At 66.4% G+C, this 16,296-nt stretch carries 15 protein-coding genes; 5 read left to right on the top strand and 10 right to left on the bottom strand.

Translation table 11 applies throughout. The features are described from left to right. Positions 1-59 precede the first annotated feature (59 nt). Together ACQR0Z_RS29840 and ACQR0Z_RS29835 are read right to left on the bottom strand one after the other, a co-directional pair. Positions 60-1,148 (bottom strand): Zn-dependent alcohol dehydrogenase, encoded by a 1,089-nt coding sequence (locus ACQR0Z_RS29840; RefSeq protein WP_434920992.1) that lies wholly within the window; start codon positions 1,146-1,148, stop codon positions 60-62. Between the two features lie 279 nt (positions 1,149-1,427). Further along, positions 1,428-3,212 carry an acyl-CoA dehydrogenase family protein gene (locus tag ACQR0Z_RS29835; RefSeq protein ID WP_434920991.1) on the bottom strand — a complete coding sequence of 595 codons (1,785 nt, stop codon included), beginning with the start codon at positions 3,210-3,212 and terminating at the stop codon, positions 1,428-1,430. A gap of 105 nt (positions 3,213-3,317) precedes the next feature. Here ACQR0Z_RS29835 and ACQR0Z_RS29830 point away from each other — a divergent pair, with 105 nt between their 5' ends. Together ACQR0Z_RS29830 and ACQR0Z_RS29825 are read left to right on the top strand one after the other, a co-directional pair. Further along, positions 3,318-4,337 (top strand): glutathione S-transferase family protein, encoded by a 1,020-nt coding sequence (locus ACQR0Z_RS29830; RefSeq protein ID WP_434920990.1) that lies wholly within the window; start codon positions 3,318-3,320, stop codon positions 4,335-4,337. 101 nt (positions 4,338-4,438) lie between these two features. Continuing rightward, positions 4,439-5,140 (top strand): SDR family NAD(P)-dependent oxidoreductase, encoded by a 702-nt coding sequence (locus ACQR0Z_RS29825; protein WP_434859632.1) that lies wholly within the window; start codon positions 4,439-4,441, stop codon positions 5,138-5,140. Between the two features lie 283 nt (positions 5,141-5,423). On the opposite strand, the gene ACQR0Z_RS29820 is transcribed toward ACQR0Z_RS29825, so the two are convergent. Then, positions 5,424-6,005, bottom strand: coding sequence for a GNAT family N-acetyltransferase (locus tag ACQR0Z_RS29820; RefSeq protein WP_434920989.1), 582 nt, complete (start codon positions 6,003-6,005; stop codon positions 5,424-5,426). 75 nt (positions 6,006-6,080) lie between these two features. Further along, the gene (locus ACQR0Z_RS29815; RefSeq protein WP_434878974.1) at positions 6,081-6,284 is read right to left on the bottom strand and encodes a DUF1127 domain-containing protein; all 204 of its coding nucleotides are present in this window, start codon (positions 6,282-6,284) and stop codon (positions 6,081-6,083) included. A gap of 113 nt (positions 6,285-6,397) precedes the next feature. Here ACQR0Z_RS29815 and ACQR0Z_RS29810 point away from each other — a divergent pair, with 113 nt between their 5' ends. The 3 genes from ACQR0Z_RS29810 to ACQR0Z_RS29800 all read left to right on the top strand — a co-directional run bounded on the left by ACQR0Z_RS29810 (position 6,398) and on the right by ACQR0Z_RS29800 (position 9,365). Beyond that, positions 6,398-7,315, top strand: coding sequence for a transcriptional regulator GcvA (locus ACQR0Z_RS29810; protein ID WP_434920988.1), 918 nt, complete (start codon positions 6,398-6,400; stop codon positions 7,313-7,315). A gap of 123 nt (positions 7,316-7,438) precedes the next feature. Next, positions 7,439-8,800, top strand: coding sequence for an MFS transporter (locus tag ACQR0Z_RS29805; protein WP_434859628.1), 1,362 nt, complete (start codon positions 7,439-7,441; stop codon positions 8,798-8,800). 82 nt (positions 8,801-8,882) lie between these two features. Then, positions 8,883-9,365 carry a CinA family protein gene (locus ACQR0Z_RS29800; protein ID WP_434920987.1) on the top strand — a complete coding sequence of 161 codons (483 nt, stop codon included), beginning with the start codon at positions 8,883-8,885 and terminating at the stop codon, positions 9,363-9,365. Positions 9,366-9,574: 209 nt separating this feature from the next. Here the strand turns inward: ACQR0Z_RS29800 and ACQR0Z_RS29795 are convergent, their stop codons facing one another. From ACQR0Z_RS29795 to ACQR0Z_RS29770, 6 genes are all read right to left on the bottom strand, one after another. After that, a complete protein-coding gene (locus tag ACQR0Z_RS29795) occupies positions 9,575-10,915 on the bottom strand; it encodes an HlyD family type I secretion periplasmic adaptor subunit (protein ID WP_434920986.1) in 1,341 nt (446 codons plus the stop codon). Next, positions 10,912-12,654, bottom strand: a complete 1,743-nt coding sequence (locus ACQR0Z_RS29790; RefSeq protein WP_434920985.1) for a type I secretion system permease/ATPase — start codon at positions 12,652-12,654, stop codon at positions 10,912-10,914. Before ACQR0Z_RS29790 ends, ACQR0Z_RS29795 begins: the two co-directional genes overlap by 4 nt. A gap of 189 nt (positions 12,655-12,843) precedes the next feature. Further along, a complete protein-coding gene (locus ACQR0Z_RS29785; protein WP_009030922.1) occupies positions 12,844-13,113 on the bottom strand; it encodes a GlsB/YeaQ/YmgE family stress response membrane protein in 270 nt (89 codons plus the stop codon). Positions 13,114-13,236: 123 nt separating this feature from the next. Continuing rightward, positions 13,237-14,220, bottom strand: a complete 984-nt coding sequence (locus ACQR0Z_RS29780; RefSeq protein WP_434878978.1) for an ABC transporter ATP-binding protein — start codon at positions 14,218-14,220, stop codon at positions 13,237-13,239. Between the two features lie 462 nt (positions 14,221-14,682). Next, positions 14,683-16,095, bottom strand: a complete 1,413-nt coding sequence (locus ACQR0Z_RS29775; protein ID WP_434920984.1) for an amidase — start codon at positions 16,093-16,095, stop codon at positions 14,683-14,685. Next, a complete protein-coding gene (locus ACQR0Z_RS29770; RefSeq protein WP_434878980.1) occupies positions 16,092-16,289 on the bottom strand; it encodes a hypothetical protein in 198 nt (65 codons plus the stop codon). The genes ACQR0Z_RS29775 and ACQR0Z_RS29770 overlap by 4 nt, the downstream gene beginning before the upstream one ends. Positions 16,290-16,296 lie beyond the last annotated feature (7 nt).

The raw sequence follows: 16,296 nt of genomic DNA, 5'->3' as shown, positions 1-16,296 counted from the left end.
CGAGCAACTGATACGCAGGCCACCTCACCTCTCAGCCACGTCACACGGGACCAAGCCCCTTACGCATCGAACATGATGACGCTGCGCAGCGTCTTGCCGGCCTTCATGTTGGCAAAGCCCTCGTTGATCTCGGACAGCTTCAGCTTGGCCGAGATCCAGTCCTCCAGATGCAGCTTGCCGCGCAGGTAGAACTCAACAAGCCTTGGCATGTCGACCCGAAAGTGGTTCGAGCCCATCGACGAGCCCTGGATGCGGCGCTCGCGCAGGAAGTCGAAGCCGTGCAGCTCGATCTTCTGGCCAAACGGGATCATGCCGACGATGGTCGCGGTGCCGCCCGGCGCCAGCATCGCGAAGGCCTGCTCCGCGGTCTCCTTGCGTCCGAGCACCTCGAAGGCGTGATGCACGCCGCCCTTGGTGAGTTCGCGCACCTGCGCCACGACGTCGCCATCGGCCGGATTGATGATGTCGGTGGCGCCGAGCTTCGTCGCGAGTTGCAGCTTGGCCGGGTTGGTATCGATGGCGATGATGCGTCCGGCGCCGGCGATCTCCGCGCCGTTGATCGCCGCCATGCCGACGCCGCCGCAACCGATCACCGCGACGGTTTCGCCGGCCGTTACCCGCGCGGTGTTGACGACCGCGCCATAGCCGGTGATCACACCGCAGCCGATCAGCGCCGCAAGCTCGAGCGGCATGTCCTGGCGGATTTTCACGATCGCGTTCTCGTGCACCAGCATCTGCTCGGCGAAGGACGACAGATTGAGGAACTGGTGCAGCTTCTCACTTCGCCCCCACGACAGCCGGTTGGAGGCGCCCGGCAGCATCTTCACCGTGGTGTCGGTGCACAGCACCGGCCGGCCCGTCGTGCAGTTGTCGCAGGTGCCGCAGAACACCGACAGGCAGGTGACCACATGATCGCCGGGCTTCACATAGGTGACGTCGGAGCCGACCTGTTCGACGATCCCTGCCGATTCATGACCGAGCACGGCCGGCAGCGGATGCGGATAGAGCCCTTCGATAAAGTGCAGATCGGAATGACAGAGGCCGGCCACGCTCGTGCGGATCAACACCTCGCGCGGGCCCGGCTTGGGCACGCTGATGTTCTCGATGACGAGCGGCTTGTTGACCTCCATCAGCACGGCGGCTTTCATTGACGTTCTCCCTGTTGTTTTCTTTTGCTACTCATCTGTTTCGACGCACTCGCCGCGCTCCCTCTCCCCGTCCTTCACGGGGAGAGGGTTGGGGTGAGGGGCAGCCGCACGAGTGGTGCAAATTAGTAAGACCTGTACCCCCTCACCCGGATTGCATCTGGCGATGCAATCCGACCTCTCCCCGCCCTAGCGAAGCTTCGCTTCGCCCTGGCGGGGCGAGGTAAGAACCGCGCCCGGGGCAACCACCTTGCTCATCACGACCATCCGACTGAAAGCAGCCTACGCCGTAGCTATCAGTTCGCCAACCTCCGCCATGGTCGCATCGTGCTCACCGAGCAGCAGCGTTGCAATCGTATCATCCGTCTTATTTTCCGCGAGCCGGAAGGGATCCGACGACGTCAGCCGGTGATCAACAACCAACTTCGCCAGCAACAGCCGGCGTGCATCGCCACGCATCGCGTGGATGCGCGCGCTTTCCCAGGTGAGGGAGACGGCGCTCGCCGTGTGATACAGCAGGCTGGTCGCGCGGCGCGACTCCGCTTCGTTGTCAGCACGACCTGCCACCTCACGGGCAAAGCCGACCGCGCGACCGACAAGGCGATGCAGCTGATCGCGCCAAGCCTGCGGCACGGCGGCGCTGTCGTCGAGCCGCGCATGCAGATCGGCTGCCAGCGCCGCCTCCGCACCATGACGGCCGACCGCGCGCTTCAGTGCATCGAGCGCGACGATATTGCCGGTGCCCTCCCAGATCGAGCCGAGATGCGCATCACGCAACAGCCTGGAGGTGGCGAACTCTTCGACATAGCCGATGCCGCCGCGCATCTCCAATGCGTCGCCGCAGACCTTGCGGGCATCGCGGGTCGCGCGGAATTTCAAGGTCGGCGTCAGGATGCGCAAGAGCGCAGCGGCATCCTGGCTGCCGCCCTCGGCACGGTCGAGCGCATCAGCGGTGAGGAAGCTCATCGACAGCGCCTGCTCGGTCGGGAGCAATATCTTCAATAGTTGACGACGGCCGAGCGGCAGGTCGACGATCCGCTGTCCGAACACGACGCGATTGCGCGCGACCGTGATCGCGTCATGCCAGGCGCGCCGCATCAGCGCCGTCGACTTGACGCCGTTGGACAGCCGCGAGGAGTTGACCATCTCGGCCATCTGCACGAAGCCGCGGTCGAGCCGGCCGACCGCGTAGGCGATCGCGCCCTCCAGCTTGATCTCACCCGACGCCATCGATCGGGTGCCGAGCTTCTCCTTCAAACGGACAATCCGGTAGTGGTTCTGGCTGCCGTCGTCGAGGAAGCGCGGCATCAGGAACAGGCCGACGCCGCGCGTGCCGGGCTCGGCGCCTTCGGGCCGCGCCAGCAGCATCACCACTTTCGCATCGGCGTTGGAGCAGAACCATTTCTCGCCATGCAGCCGCCAGTGATCGCCCTCAGGCACGGCGACGGTCGTGAGCGTGCCGACATCGGAGCCGCCCTCCTTCTCGGTCATGAACTGGCCGCCCTGGGTCAGCTTGCGCATGTCGGTCTGCGTCAGGCCGTCGAGATATCTGGCCTTGAGCGCCTCGCTGCCGAAGCTCGAAAGCAGCTTGGCGCAGCCGTCGGTGACGTTGATCGGACAGCCGAGACCGAACTCCGCCTGGTTGAACAGGAAGGTGAAGGCGTGCTTCGCGACAACAGGATATTTGCTCGGCCAGCCGAGAATGCCCTTGCGGATCGACATTGCGTGAATGCCGAACTCGCCGAACGCCGCGCGCTCCAGTTCGCGATAGGCCGGGTGATACTCGATCCACTGCACGTCGCGGCCGAAGCGGTCGCGCTGATGCAGCACGGGCCCATGGCGGTCGGCGAGCCGGGCGCATTCGTCGAGATAGCCGCCGGCGAGCTCACCGAGGCGGTCGAGATGCGGCACCATGTGACGAAACAGTGCGTCGGGCAGGTGAATGCGCAGGAGGTCGGCGAGCGCCGGGTCGGCGCGATAGAAGTTGAGCCCGGTGGTATCGGGCGCCAGCAGATCCGGCCTCTTACCGCCGGTCATGACGTCGTCGCGCTTCAGGAACTGGTGCATGCGCGTTAAGCCCTCGTTCGTTTCCGCAAGTCTCTGATGGACTCTTCAGGTTGCATCTGATCGGGTACACCAGTCCCACGCCCGCAGGTTCGAGGGAGCCGGTCCATGACCAATCAGCCGACGGATGTTTATCGCATCTTCGGGGCGGAGATGTCGCCCTATTCGGTCAAGGTGCGATCGTATTTGCGTTACAAGGGCATTCCGCATCAGTGGATATTGCGCAGCGCGGAAACCGAGGCGGAGTTCACCCGCCACGCCAAGCTGCCGCTCGTGCCGCTGGTGGTCGCGCCCGACGAGGTGCCGCTGCAGGATTCGACGCCGATCATCGACGCGCTCGAGCTCGATTTTCCCGAACCCTCGGTCCACCCCGGCGACGTGCTGACCAGTTTCATCTCCGCTCTCATCGAGGAGTTCGGCGACGAGTGGGGCAACAAATGGATGTTCCACTATCGCTGGGCCGGCGATCTCGACCAGCGCGCCTCGGCCGGGCGCATCGCCCGCATGGTCGCGCCTAAGGCCGCCGATACCGACGTCGCGCGGCTCGCCGACAAGATCCGCACGCGCATGGTCGCGCGCCTCGCCTATGTCGGATCGAACGAGGCCAACGCGCCGCAGATCGAGCAGGGCTTCGTCGAGATGCTCGATCTCCTGGAACGTCATCTCGCGCTGAGGCCCTATCTGTTCGGCGGCAGGCCGGCCTATGGAGATTTCGGCCTGTGGGGCCAGTTCTACGAACTCTGGACCGACCCGACCGCCGGCGCCCTGATCGAGGGTCGCGCGCCGCATGTGCTGGCCTGGATCCAGCGCATGCTGTGGCCGCGCGCGGAAGGAGAGTTCGAGCTGTGGCCGGAATTGTCGCTCACCTTGATGCCGATCCTGACACGCCAGGTCGGCGGTCTGTTCATGCCGTGGTCGCTCGCGAACGAGAAGGCGATCAAGGACAGCCGCGACACGTTCAGCGTCGAGCTCGGCGATGTCGTGTGGACGCAGAAGCCGCAAAAATATCACGCGCGATCGCTGGCCATGCTGCGCTCGAAATACGCTTTCCTGCACGACCGCAGCCGGCTGGACGTCGTGCTGGAAGAGATCGGCTGCCTCGCAGCCCTACAGGCCGCCGCGGCCTGAGCTGCGGCAAAATTGTGGGAATGAGTGGTAGGAAGTTGGCTTTCGCCGCACTAGCTTGAGCACAGCGGCCGCGTGGCCACGCCCCCTTCAAGGACATGCCCATGGACATCCCTGCCTACAAGATTGCCCTGATCGTCGGTGCCGGCGAAGGGCTCTCCGCCTCGCTGGCGCGGCTGTTCGCGCGCGAGAAGATCCGCGTCGCGCTGGCCGCGCGCAAGACCGAGAAGCTCGGCGCGCTGTGCAGCGAAACCGGCGCGCGCGCCTATCCCTGTGATGCGACCAACCCGGAAGAGGTCGAGCGGCTGTTCGGCCTCGTCTCGCGCGAAATCGGCGAGCCCGATCTCGTCGTCTACAATGCCAGCGCCCGGGCGCGCGGCCCGCTCACCGACCTCGTGCCGGCCGAGGTGCAGGAATCGATCGCCGTCAGCGCCTTCGGCGGCTTCTTGGTGGCGCAGCAAGCGGCGCAGCGCATGCTGCCGAACAAGCACGGCGCCATTCTGTTCACCGGCGCGTCGGCCAGCGTGAAGGGCTATGCGCAGTCGGCACCATTCGCGATGGGCAAGTTCGCGCTGCGCGGCCTCGCCCAGAGCATGGCCCGCGAACTGTCGCCGCAGGGCATCCACGTCGCGCATTTCGTCATCGACGGCGGCATCAAGAGCGCCGCACGGCAGGAGCCGGCCGAGCGCCCGGATTCGATGCTCGACCCCGACGCGATCGCGGCAAGCTATTGGAGCGTGCTGCAGCAGCCGCGCAGCGCGTGGAGCTGGGAGATGGAGCTGCGGCCGTGGGTGGAGACGTTCTGAGTACGCTTGAACATCTGACAACAAAGCAGACTGCACGTGAATGCGCCCTCTCCCCTTGTGTGAGAGGGCAAGTTTGGCCCGTCCACAAGCGCGGTCGGGTGAGGGGTCTCTCTCGGCAAACAACGCTCGTGGATAGAAACCCCTCACCCGGGCGAGTTTGCAGCACCTTCCTACATGCCCTCTCCCACAAGGGGAGAGGGCGCAATCATTGGCATCGCGATCGATCCCCGTGCGTCGTACGTTCTTGCGAGTTTGGCCGCAGCGCTGGATGAGCTGATGACTGTCATTTCATCAAGTCAAGAAAGGCGACATGCACGTGGCTGGCACTTACGCCCTTCTCGAACCGCACCAAAGTCCAATCATCCGCGTGCGGCTGGATCGTGAAGCCGGCTTTCCTGGCCAGCGCGATCATCACGTCGTTGGTGCGCAGCGCGTCGCCTGACAGCGTGACACCGCCGAGGGCGGCTGCGCGGCGCTCAAGATCCGCGATCAGCGCCGGGCCGATGCCGTGACCCTGCCAGCGGTCATGCACCGACAGGCCGAATTCCACGCGACCCGTGCTGCGATCCAGAGCATAGCGCGCCTCGGCGACGATGCTCTCGACACCGTCGTGCTCCATCACACCGAACAGGCTGTAGCGATCATTGCGGCCGAGCGCGACGAAATCGTCGAGCACGGCCTTGGGCAGTTCGCTGAGCGCGCCAAGAAAGCGCTTATTCCGAGAGCGCGGGCTCAACGACCGTACGTAGTCCTGCAGCGCCTCGGCATCGCCGGGCGTCACGAAACGCAGCCGCACCTCCTCGCCACGCCGTGTGGTGATGACGTCGGACGCGGACGCGAATGCAGCGATGGCGGGCGTCGACATGGCGGGCTCCGGCGAGAGAGTTGCCGGCGCCCTCCTTTGCGGAGCGGCGCCGGCGGGGCGGGATGAGTGAGGGGCTCAACCCCGCCAGAACGGCTTGTCGATCTCGGCGGCGATGTCGCTGCGGGACAGGCCGAGATCGTGCAGGTCACGCTCCGACCATTGCGCCAGCTCGTGCCGCGTGCGGTAGCGGAAGCGCCAGGCGGCGAGCAGCTCGGCCACCCCGGACCAGAAGCCCGGACCATGATGTTTCGTCATTGACGAGGAGACGTAAAGGGACATGAAAGCCTCCTGAAAAGCAGTGAGGCTGCACTATCGAAGGCTTGCTCTTCATCTACAAACGACATTTACTACCGTTTCGGATGAAATAAGCTCATGTTATTGGGAGGCCCTGGATGACCCGGCTGCCGTCGCTGAATGGATTGCGGGCATTCGAGGCTGCGGCGCGGCATCTCAGCTTCACCCGCGCGGCCTCCGAGTTGAACGTGACGCAGACCGCAATCAGCCATCAGATCAAGCGCTTGGAGGACGAACTCGGCATTCGCCTGTTCGTCCGCCAGAACCGCAGCCTCGCGCTGACACCGCAGGCGCGCGACTACCTTCCGCTGGTCCGCGCCGCCTTCGACGATCTCCGGCTGGCGACCGAGCGGCTGGTGCGCAAGGACAATGCGAAGGTGCTGACGGTCTCGACCATCGCCTCGCTCGCCGCCAAATGGCTGCTGCCGCGGTTGACCACCTTTCAGGAGGCCCATCCCACGATCGATGTGCGCATCACGACCTCGACCAGCCTGGTCGACTTCCGCAAGGACGATGTCGACGCCGCCATCCGCTATGGCCGCGGCCATTGGCCGGGCGTGCGCGCGGAATGGCTGATGGCGGACGAGCTGTTTCCGGTGTGCAGTCCGACACTGCTGCAGGGACCGAAGCCGCTGCGCTGCCCCGAAGACCTCGCGCATCACACCCTGCTGCAGGCGAGCGGCGGCTATGACGATGATTGGCGGCTGTGGCTTACGGCCGCGGGCCTGCCGGTCGAGATGTCCCGGCAGAGCCGGCTGAGTTTCGACCTGTCGCTGATGACCGTCCAGGCCGCGATCGACGGCCTTGGCGTCGCGATCGGCCGCACGGCCTACGTCCAGGACGATATCGCCAAGGGGCGCCTGGTGGTCCCGTTCAAGATGACGCTGCCGAGCGACGCCGGCTTTTACCTGGTCACGCCGGAGGGCCGCACCGATCCTCCCAAGCTGAAGGCGTTCCGGCAGTGGCTGAAGGGTGCAGCGCAGCAGAACCGCGCGGCAGAGCCGGCACTGCGTTAAGGAATCGACGGAAAATCGATTGGCCGAGGGCCGCCTGGCGTGGCAGATTGCCGCACCTCATCCCCTCGGCCGGCGCAGAAATTCTTCCGCACACGAGCCACTCGACGGTAGGAGTTTCTTCGCGTGTCACCACCCCCCACCCCACCGGCCAACCTCCAATCGCGCATCGGCGCGATCCTGCGCGCCACCAGCGGCAATTTCCTCGAACAGTTCGATTTCTTCCTGTTCGGGTTCTATTCCGATGCGATCGCGAAGGCGTTCTTCCCTTCCGCCGACGAGACCACCGCAGTCCTCAAGGCGTTCGCCGTGTTCTGGGTCGGTGCGCTGATGCGGCCCTTGGGCGCCATCGTGCTCGGCGCCTATGTCGACAAGATCGGCCGGCGCCAAGGATTGATCGTGACGCTCGGAATCATGGCCGTCGGGACCGTGGTGATCGCCTTCTGCCCGACCTATGAAGCGATCGGGATTGCCGCGCCTATCATCGTCGTGATCGGCCGCCTGCTGCAGGGCTTCTCGGCCGGCGTGGAACTCGGCGGAGTGTCCGTCTATCTCGCCGAGATCGCCACGCCCGGCAATCGCGGCTTCTACACCTCGTTCCAGTCGTCGAGCCAGCAGGTGGCGATCTTCGTGGCGTCGATCCTGGGCTACCTGCTGAGCGAATACATTCCGTCGAACACGGTGCTGGATGTCTTCGGCGGAGGCGTCGCCAAATGGCGGATCCCGTTCTTCGTCGGCTGCCTCATCATCCCGCTGATCTTCTTCCTGCGGCGCACGCTCGAGGAAACGCCGGCCTTCCTTGCCATGAAGAAGCATCCCACGGCGAATGAAGTCTTCGCGTCGGCGCTCGCCAACTGGCGGATCGTGCTGCTCGGCATGATGATCGCCATTCTGACCACCACGATGTTCTACTTCGTGACGGTCTACACGCCTCGCTTCGGCAAGGAGCTGCATCTGTCGACGGCTGACGGCCTGCTGGTGACGCTTGCGGTCGCGGTGACCAACTTCATCTGGAACCCGGTGGGTGGCGCCGTCTCCGATCGAATCGGCCGCAAGCCCGTGCTCCTTTTCATCGCCGGCCTCTCGTTCCTCACGGCGCTGCCGGCGCTCTATTGGCTGGTGCAGTCGCCGACCTTCGGCAAGCTGATCGCCGTCGAGATGCTGTTCTCGTTCTACTTCGGCGTCTACAGCGGTGCCATGCTGGGTGCGCTGGTCGAGATCGTACCGGCCCACGTCCGCACCACCTGCTTCTCGATCGCCTTCGCCCTCGCGGCCGCGCTGTTCGGCACGTTCACGCCGCTGGCGTCAACCTGGCTGACCGAAAAGACCGCGCATGCCGAGTGGCTGGGAGCTGCGGTGAAGCCATTCGCCGCGGCCTCGCCGGGGATCTGGCTGATGTTCGCGGCTGCGCTCAGCTTCATCGCCGTCTCCATCGTCTATCGCGGCGGCCAGCAGGCCGTGCAGGCGCGCGAGCCGGTGACGGCCTGACCGGGTTGTTTGTTTACGGCAAGGGCGGCATCATCGGATGCCGCCCTTTTTGTTACCGGTCGGCGCGGACACGAGGATCGCCATGGATGAACTGATCGCCGTCGCCGGCAAGGTTGCCGAGCGGCTCATCGCACGCAAGCAGACCATTGCGGTCGCGGAATCCTCCGCGGGCGGCCTGATCGCCGCAGCGCTGCTCGCCGTGCCCGGCGCCTCGGCCTACTTCCTCGGCGGCGCCGTGGTCTATACGCGCGATGCCCGCCGCGTGCTGATGGACATTCCGGACGAGGCGATGAAGGGCATCCGCTCGGCATCCGAGCCGTATGCCGAGCTGCTGGCGCGGCAGATCCGGACACGCTTTGCGACCGATTGGGGATTGTCGGAGACCGGAGCGGCCGGCCCGACCGGCAATCGCTACGGCGATGCGGCGGGACATGCGTGTTTTGCAGTGTCCGGGCCTGCGTCCGCTGTGGTCACGCTGGAGAGCGGCCGCAGCGACCGAGCGGCCAACATGCAGCTGTTCGCGAAAAGTGCGCTGCAGCTGTTGTTGACGAAGCTCGCCGAATAGCCCCGCTGTCGTCCCGGACAAGCCCGGTGACGCGAAGCGTCGGCGGGCGCCGATCCGGGACCCATACGCCGCAGCAGAAGTGAGTCGCGACGCTGGAGGTCACGAGCATCTCGCGCCACAACGGGGTCCTGTGGCTATGGATCCCGGCGTTCGCCGGGATGACACTGAATGTGTGGCGCCGGATGTGGCCCAGTGAACAGCCGCCGCCCTCACTTCTCCCGGAACGCCCGCATCAACTGGTCGTGCAGCGGCTTCATCAGATACGAGATGACGGTGCGATCGCCGGTCTGCACGAAGGCCTCGACCGGCATGCCCGGGATCAGCTTGACGTCGCCGAGCCGGGCGATCTCCTCGGGCGGCATCGAGACGCGGATGGTGTAGTAGCTCTGGCCGGTGCGCTGGTCGGTGGTGACGTCAGGCGAGACGCGGCTGACGACGCCGTTCAGCTCCGGTGTGGTGCGCTGGTTGAAGGCGGACAGACGCAGCAGGGTCTTCTGGCCGACCTGAAGCTTGTCGATGTCCTGCGGATTGACCTTGGCCTCGACCTGCAGATCATCGCTCTGCGGCACGATCAGCATGATGGTGTCGCCCGCGGTGATGACGCCACCGACGGTGTGGACCGAGGACTGCAGCACCATGCCGTCCTGCGGCGCGCGGATGTCGACGCGGCGCAGCTGGTCCTCGGCGGTGACCTTGCGCTCGACGAACTCGCCGATCTTGTCGGTGGTCTCGCGCAGGTCCTTGGAGACCTCGCTGACCATGTCCTTGTCGATCTGGATGATCTGCAGCTCGGTCTCGCTGATCTTGCCCTTGGCCTGGGCGCGGGCGGCGATGTATTGCGCGCGCTCGCCATTGAGGCGGGCCGTGTCGCGCTCCAGGCTGGTCAGGCGCGACAGCTGCACCAGGTGCTGCTCGTAGAGCTGGCGCACGCCATCGAGCTCCTTCTGCACCAGCGCAGTCTCCTGGTCCTTGGCGGCGACCTGCGCCGACAGCCCCTCGATCTCCTCGCTCAGCTGGGCGACGCGCTCGCGGAGCTGGGCCTTCTGGCCGATGCGGCCGTTGACGCGCACCTCGAACAGCTTGGTCTCGCTTGCGGTCAGGCTCTTGACGTCGGGATCGCTCATCCGCTGCAGGATCTGCGGCGGGAACAGGATCTTGGCCCAGCCGCGCTGCTCGGCCTCGAGCCGCGCGGCGCGCGCCTGCAGCGCATCCAGATTCTTGGTGACGATGGCGAGCGACGCCTTGGTCACGGTGTCGTCGAGCCTGACGACGATGTCGCCGGACTTGACCACGTCGCCGTCGCGCGCGCGGAGCTCGCCGACCACGCCGCCGGTCGGATGCTGCACCTTCTTGACGTTGGATTCGACCACGATCTGGCCGGGGGCGATCAGCGCGCCGGAAATCTCCTGCGTGGCCGCCCAGCCGCCCATTCCGCCGGCGACGGCAATGACGACGCCCATGCCGACCAGGAGGTGACGGCGGATCGACTCGCGCACACTCGCCGGCTTGCGCAGGCCTGGAATGGGGCCGGTGATCACCTGGCTGCTCATGACTTCGTCACTCCCGCCTCGGACACGATCTTGATCGGCGCCGGCGGACGCGGCTGCAGCACCTGCGCCAGCACCGTCTCCTTCGGTCCGAACGCCTGGGCGCGGCCATCCTTCATGACCAGCACCTGATCGACCGCCTCGATGCCGATCGGCCGGTGCGCGACAACGACGACGATCGCGCCGCGCGCCCGCGCCGAGCGCACCGCGCGGGACAACGCCTCGTCGCCTTCGGTGTCGAGATTGGAGTTGGGTTCGTCCAGCACGATCAGGAACGGATTGCCATAGAGCGCGCGCGCAAGCGCCACGCGCTGCGCCTGGCCGGCGGACAGCGCTGTGCCCTGCTCGCCGATCTGGGTGTCATAGCCCTCGCGCATCTTGATGATCATGTCGTGCACGCCGGCCTCCTTTGCGGCGGCGATGATGCCGTCGGCGGAGGCCTGCGGATCGAAGCGACTGATGTTCTGCGCCACCGTGCCGGCGAACAGCTCGACATCCTGCGGCAGGTAGCCGACATGGCGGCCGAGCTCGTCCGAGGACCATTGATCGAGCGCCGCGCCATCGAGCCGGACATGGCCGCGCACCGGACGCCAGACGCCCACCAGCGCGCGCACCAGCGACGACTTGCCCGATGCGCTCGGGCCGATGATGCCCAAGCCGTTGCCCGCCGACAGCGCGAACGTCACGTCCTGGACGATCGCCTTGGTGTCGCCGGGCGCGACGATCGAGACACCCTCGACTGCGAGCTTGCTGACCGGCGGCTGCAGCAGCGTGGGCGCCGCGCGCTGCGGCATGGTCTGCAGCAGCTGGTTGAGGCGATGCCAGCTCTGGCGTGCCGCGACGAAACTCTTCCAATGCGCGATCGCGAGATCGACCGGCGCCAGCGCCCGCGCGCTCAGGATCGAGCCGGCAATGATGATGCCGGCGGTCGCCTCCTGATGGATGACGAGATAGGCGCCGACCGCGAGCACCGCGGACTGCAGCATCATGCGCAGCACCTTGGCGATGGCCCCCAAGCCGCCGGCGACGTCGCTGGCGCGCTGGTTGCCGGCAAGATATTTCTCGTTGGTCTCGTTCCAGCGCTGCAGCATCCGCCCGGTCATGCCCATCGCGACCAACACCTCGGCATTGCGGCGGCTGGTGGTGGCGAGATCGTTGCGGCGGGCGGCGAGGCCCATCGCTTCCTTGGCGGGCGTGCGGGTGAGGAACTCGGTGATCAGCGTCAAGGTCACCAGGATGATCGCGCCGACCAATGCGGTCACGCCGAGCAGGACGTGAAAGGCGAAGCAGATTGCCAGATACAGCGGCAGCCACGGCAGGTCGAAGAATGCGCCCGGCCCCTGGCTCGCCAGGAAACTCCTGATGTTGTCGAGGTCGCGCAGCGGCTGCAGGCCCTCGTTGCGGCCGCCGGCCGACAGCGGCAAGCGCACCACCGTGTCGAACACGCGCGCATTCAGGCTCTCATCCAGCGCCGATCCGATGCGGCCGAGGATCCGGCTGCGGATCATGTCCAGCGCGCCCTGGGCGATGTAGAGACCGGCGGCGATGATGATGAGGCCGATCAGGGTCGGCACCGAGCGGCTCGGCAGCACCCGGTCATAGACCTCCAGCATGAAGATCGAGCCGGTGAGATACAGCAGGTTGATGATGCAGCTCATCACCCCGACGCCGATGAAGGCGCTGCGGCAACCGCGCAAGGCATCGCTCAGCTCGGATTGCCTCACGTGAGGTGCGGCCGCCATCACCACCATCTCTTTCGATCAAATGAGCTGCGTGGCCGCCGATCAAAACCAGAAACGGGCGGCAACCAAGGCAAAATATACTGATTCCTCAGGCGAGCGTCCAACGACGCTCAATTCAGCGTAAACGGGCGATATCTCCGATAGGTCTTGCGGCGCTGCGCAAACGTTCAGCGCCGTCGATGCGCGGCCTCAGAGACGTCCGCCGGTGCGCACCAGCCGGACCACCAGCAGCAGGATGATGGCGCCGAGCGCCGAATAAACGATCTCGGAAACCAGGCCCGTCCCGAGGCGGATGCCGAGCCGCGGGAAGATCAGGCTGGCGACGAGCGCGCCGAGCACGCCGATCACGATGTCGCCGATGAGACCGAAGCCGGTGCCGCGCACGATCTTGCCGGCCAGCCAGCCCGCGATCAGGCCGACGAACAGGATGACCAGAATACCTTCGTTCGATACGTGCATGGCGTGTCCTCAACGTGGCTCGGACGAGCGGTCCGGCACGGCGGCACCTTAGCGAGGCGGCTGCGGCGCTTCGACACGCGATGCATGGTTCCCGCGTACGACCAGCTTGTTTCGCGCGAACCGTTACGTCGCCGCCACACTTGCCGGGGCTTCGGCGAGGACGCAGCGCGCCAGCCGCTGCGGCCCGAGCTGAACGTTCGGCGGCAGCGCCTCCGAGCAGCGCGGCTGGGCGTGGCTGCAGCGGGGCGCGAACGAGCAGCTCTGCGGCGCCTGGTCGAGTGACGGCGGCGTGCCGGGGATGGTCTGCAGCCGCTCGCCGCGCTTGGCGCCATGGACGGTCGACGCCAGCAGGCCGCGCGCATAGGGATGGACGGGCTGGCGCACGATGTCGCGCAAGCTGCCCTGCTCCACGATCTGGCCGGCATACATCACCGCGACCCGGTCGCAGATCTCGATGGCGACGCCGATGTCGTGGGTGACGAAGATGACGGACATGCCGAACTCGCGCTGCAGCTCGCGCAGCAGCAGCAGGATCTGGATCTGCACGGTGGCGTCGAGCGCGGTGGTCGGCTCGTCGGCGAGCAGCACCTTGGGCCGGCAGGCCAGCGCCAGCGCGATCATCGCGCGCTGCCGCATGCCGCCGGACATCTCGTGCGGATAGGACTCCAGCCGGCGCTTGGCCGAGGGGATGCGGACGACATCGAGCATCTCCAGCGCCCGCGCCATACCCTCCGCGTAGCTCTTGCCTTCGTGGCGCATCACCGTCTCGGCGATCTGCCGGCCGATTGTGTAGACCGGATCGAGCGCCAGCCCCGGCTCCTGAAAGATCATCGACACCGTGCGGCCGCGGAACTGCGACAGCTCCTCGTCGCTCATGGCGAGGACGTCGCGGCCCATCACATGGACCTGGCCTGAGATCTGCGAACGCTTCTTCGGCAACAGCCGCATCAGCGCGCGCATCGTGACGCTCTTGCCGGAGCCGGACTCGCCGAGCAGCCCGAGCACCTCGCCGTCGCCGAGCGACAGGCTGACATCGTTCACCGCATGCACCGTGCGCTCGCCGGTGAAGCGGATGGTGAGGTTATTGATCTCGACGAGGTTGGTCATTGGAAGCTATCTCACCTGGCCGTCAGGAGCGCCGTCCCCAAATGGGATGTAAGCCGCCACCCTCCCTGGAGGGCAGGGCAATCGCATGTGGAAATTCCGGGCTGTTGCGACGAACGATCCTGCAAGTTGGTTGCTCCGTCATGCCCGGGCTTGTCCCGGGCATCCACGTCGTTCTCAGCATGCCGACAGACGTGGATGGCCGGGACAAGCCCGGCCATGACGACGTGGAGAGAGAGGAGCACAAAACGTCGATCGCCACATGCGATGCCCCTGCCCTGGAGGGGGAGGGTCGGCTCGCATGCAGCGCAGTGGAATGCGAGACGGGGTGGGGTGGCGGCCCCTCAATTGACTCGCTACTGAAAGGACAGACCGTCACCCCACCCCGATTGCGCATTGCATGCGCAATCGACCCTCCCCCTCCAGGGGAGGGTGAGAGCGTCGAACGGGATGCACTGGTCTCCATCATGGCAGCGTCGGCACCCGGGCGTGGAAGTCGGTGGCGCGCTGGAACGCGGCGCCGATCGTGAGGATCGTGGCTTCGTCGAAGGAGCGACCGATCAGCTGCATGCCGACCGGCAGCCCCGTCGACGTGAAGCCCGTTGGAATCGCGAGCGACGGCAGGCCGAGGTAGTTGACCGGCCGCGTGAAGCGGGTGATGCGCTGGATCACGGCCTCCGCGCCCGGCGCGCCACCGACATCGCTGTCAGCGATCGAGGGCGTCACCAGCGGCGAGACCGGCGCGATCACGGCGTCGACACCCGACGTCGCCGCAACATGCGCGGCCAGCGCCGCGCCGCGCCAGCGCAGCGCTTCGAGATAGGCCACGCCGGAGACGGCCAGCGCATTCTGCAACCGCATCAGCACCTGCGGGCCATAGTCCTGCGGCCGCTCGATCATCCAGCGCTTGTGGAACGCGGCCGCCTCGACCGCGAGCACGAGCTGACAGGCGGCGGTGAGCTGGCGCTGGTCGGGCAGCTCGACCTGCACGACATCGGCGCCTTCGGTCTTCAGCACCGCGATCGTCGCATCGAGGCAGCGCGCGACCTCGGGATCGAGGTCGTCGACATAGAACGCCTTGGGCACGCCGATCTTGAGGCCCTTCATCGAAGCTCTGACGGCCGCGACATAGTCCTGCACCGGCGCGGCGCTGGCGGTCGGATCCTCCGGATCCGGGCCGGCCATCAGGCCGAGCAGCAGCGCGCAATCCTCCGCCGTCTGCGCCAGCGGCCCAACCGTGTCGAGCGACTGTGACAGCGGCATTGCGCCGGCGCGGCTGACCCGGCCCCAGGTGACCTTCAGGCCGGTGACGCCGCAGAAGTTCGCGGGCATGCGGATCGAGCCGCCGGTGTCCGAGCCGAGCGCGGCAAAGGTCAGGCGTGCGCCGACCGCCGAACCCGAGCCGGACGACGAGCCGCCGGTGACGTAGCCGAGCTTCCAGGGATTGTGCACCGGACCGTAATGCGCGTTGTGGCCGGTCGGGCCGTACGCGAACTCCGCCATCTGCAGGGTGCCGAGCCGGATCGCACCGGCATCCTTCAGCCGCTGCACCGCAGTCGAGGTGGTGGTCGCGACAAAGTCGCGGCGGATCAGCGAACCGCAGGTCGAGACGTAACCGGCCTCGTAATACATGTCCTTGTGGGCGAGCGGCACGCCGTGCAGCGGCCCCTTCGGACCATCCTTCTCGAGCGCAGCGTCCGCCTCGGCGGCGGCCTTCAGCGCCGGTTCGGACTCGATCGCCATGAAGGCGTTCAGCTTCGGCTGCCACTGCGCGATACGATGCAGGACGGAGCGCGTCACCTCGACGGAGGACAGCTTCTTCTCGGCGATCGCCTTGGCGACCGCGGTCAACGTCATCAGAGCGGGTTCGGTGCTCATCGGCCCACCTTCAGCGTCTGTGCCACGACGTAGCTCGCCGGTTCCAGATCGAACGGCAGCGTCCCGGCGACGGCGGCGAAGCCGTCAAAGGCCGGTCCGATCGACTCGGCGATGCGGGTCGCGACCTCCTTGTCGACCGGCAGGCCGGAGGCCTCCGCGATGGCATGGACTTGCTGGGGCGTGGGTCTGGTCATCTGCGCG

The organism is Bradyrhizobium sp. HKCCYLS3077 (genome assembly GCF_051167555.1).
GTDB lineage: Bacteria > Pseudomonadota > Alphaproteobacteria > Rhizobiales > Xanthobacteraceae > Bradyrhizobium.
Note: the sequence above shows the minus strand (reverse complement) of the source record. Positions and strands in the feature narration are given on the sequence as shown.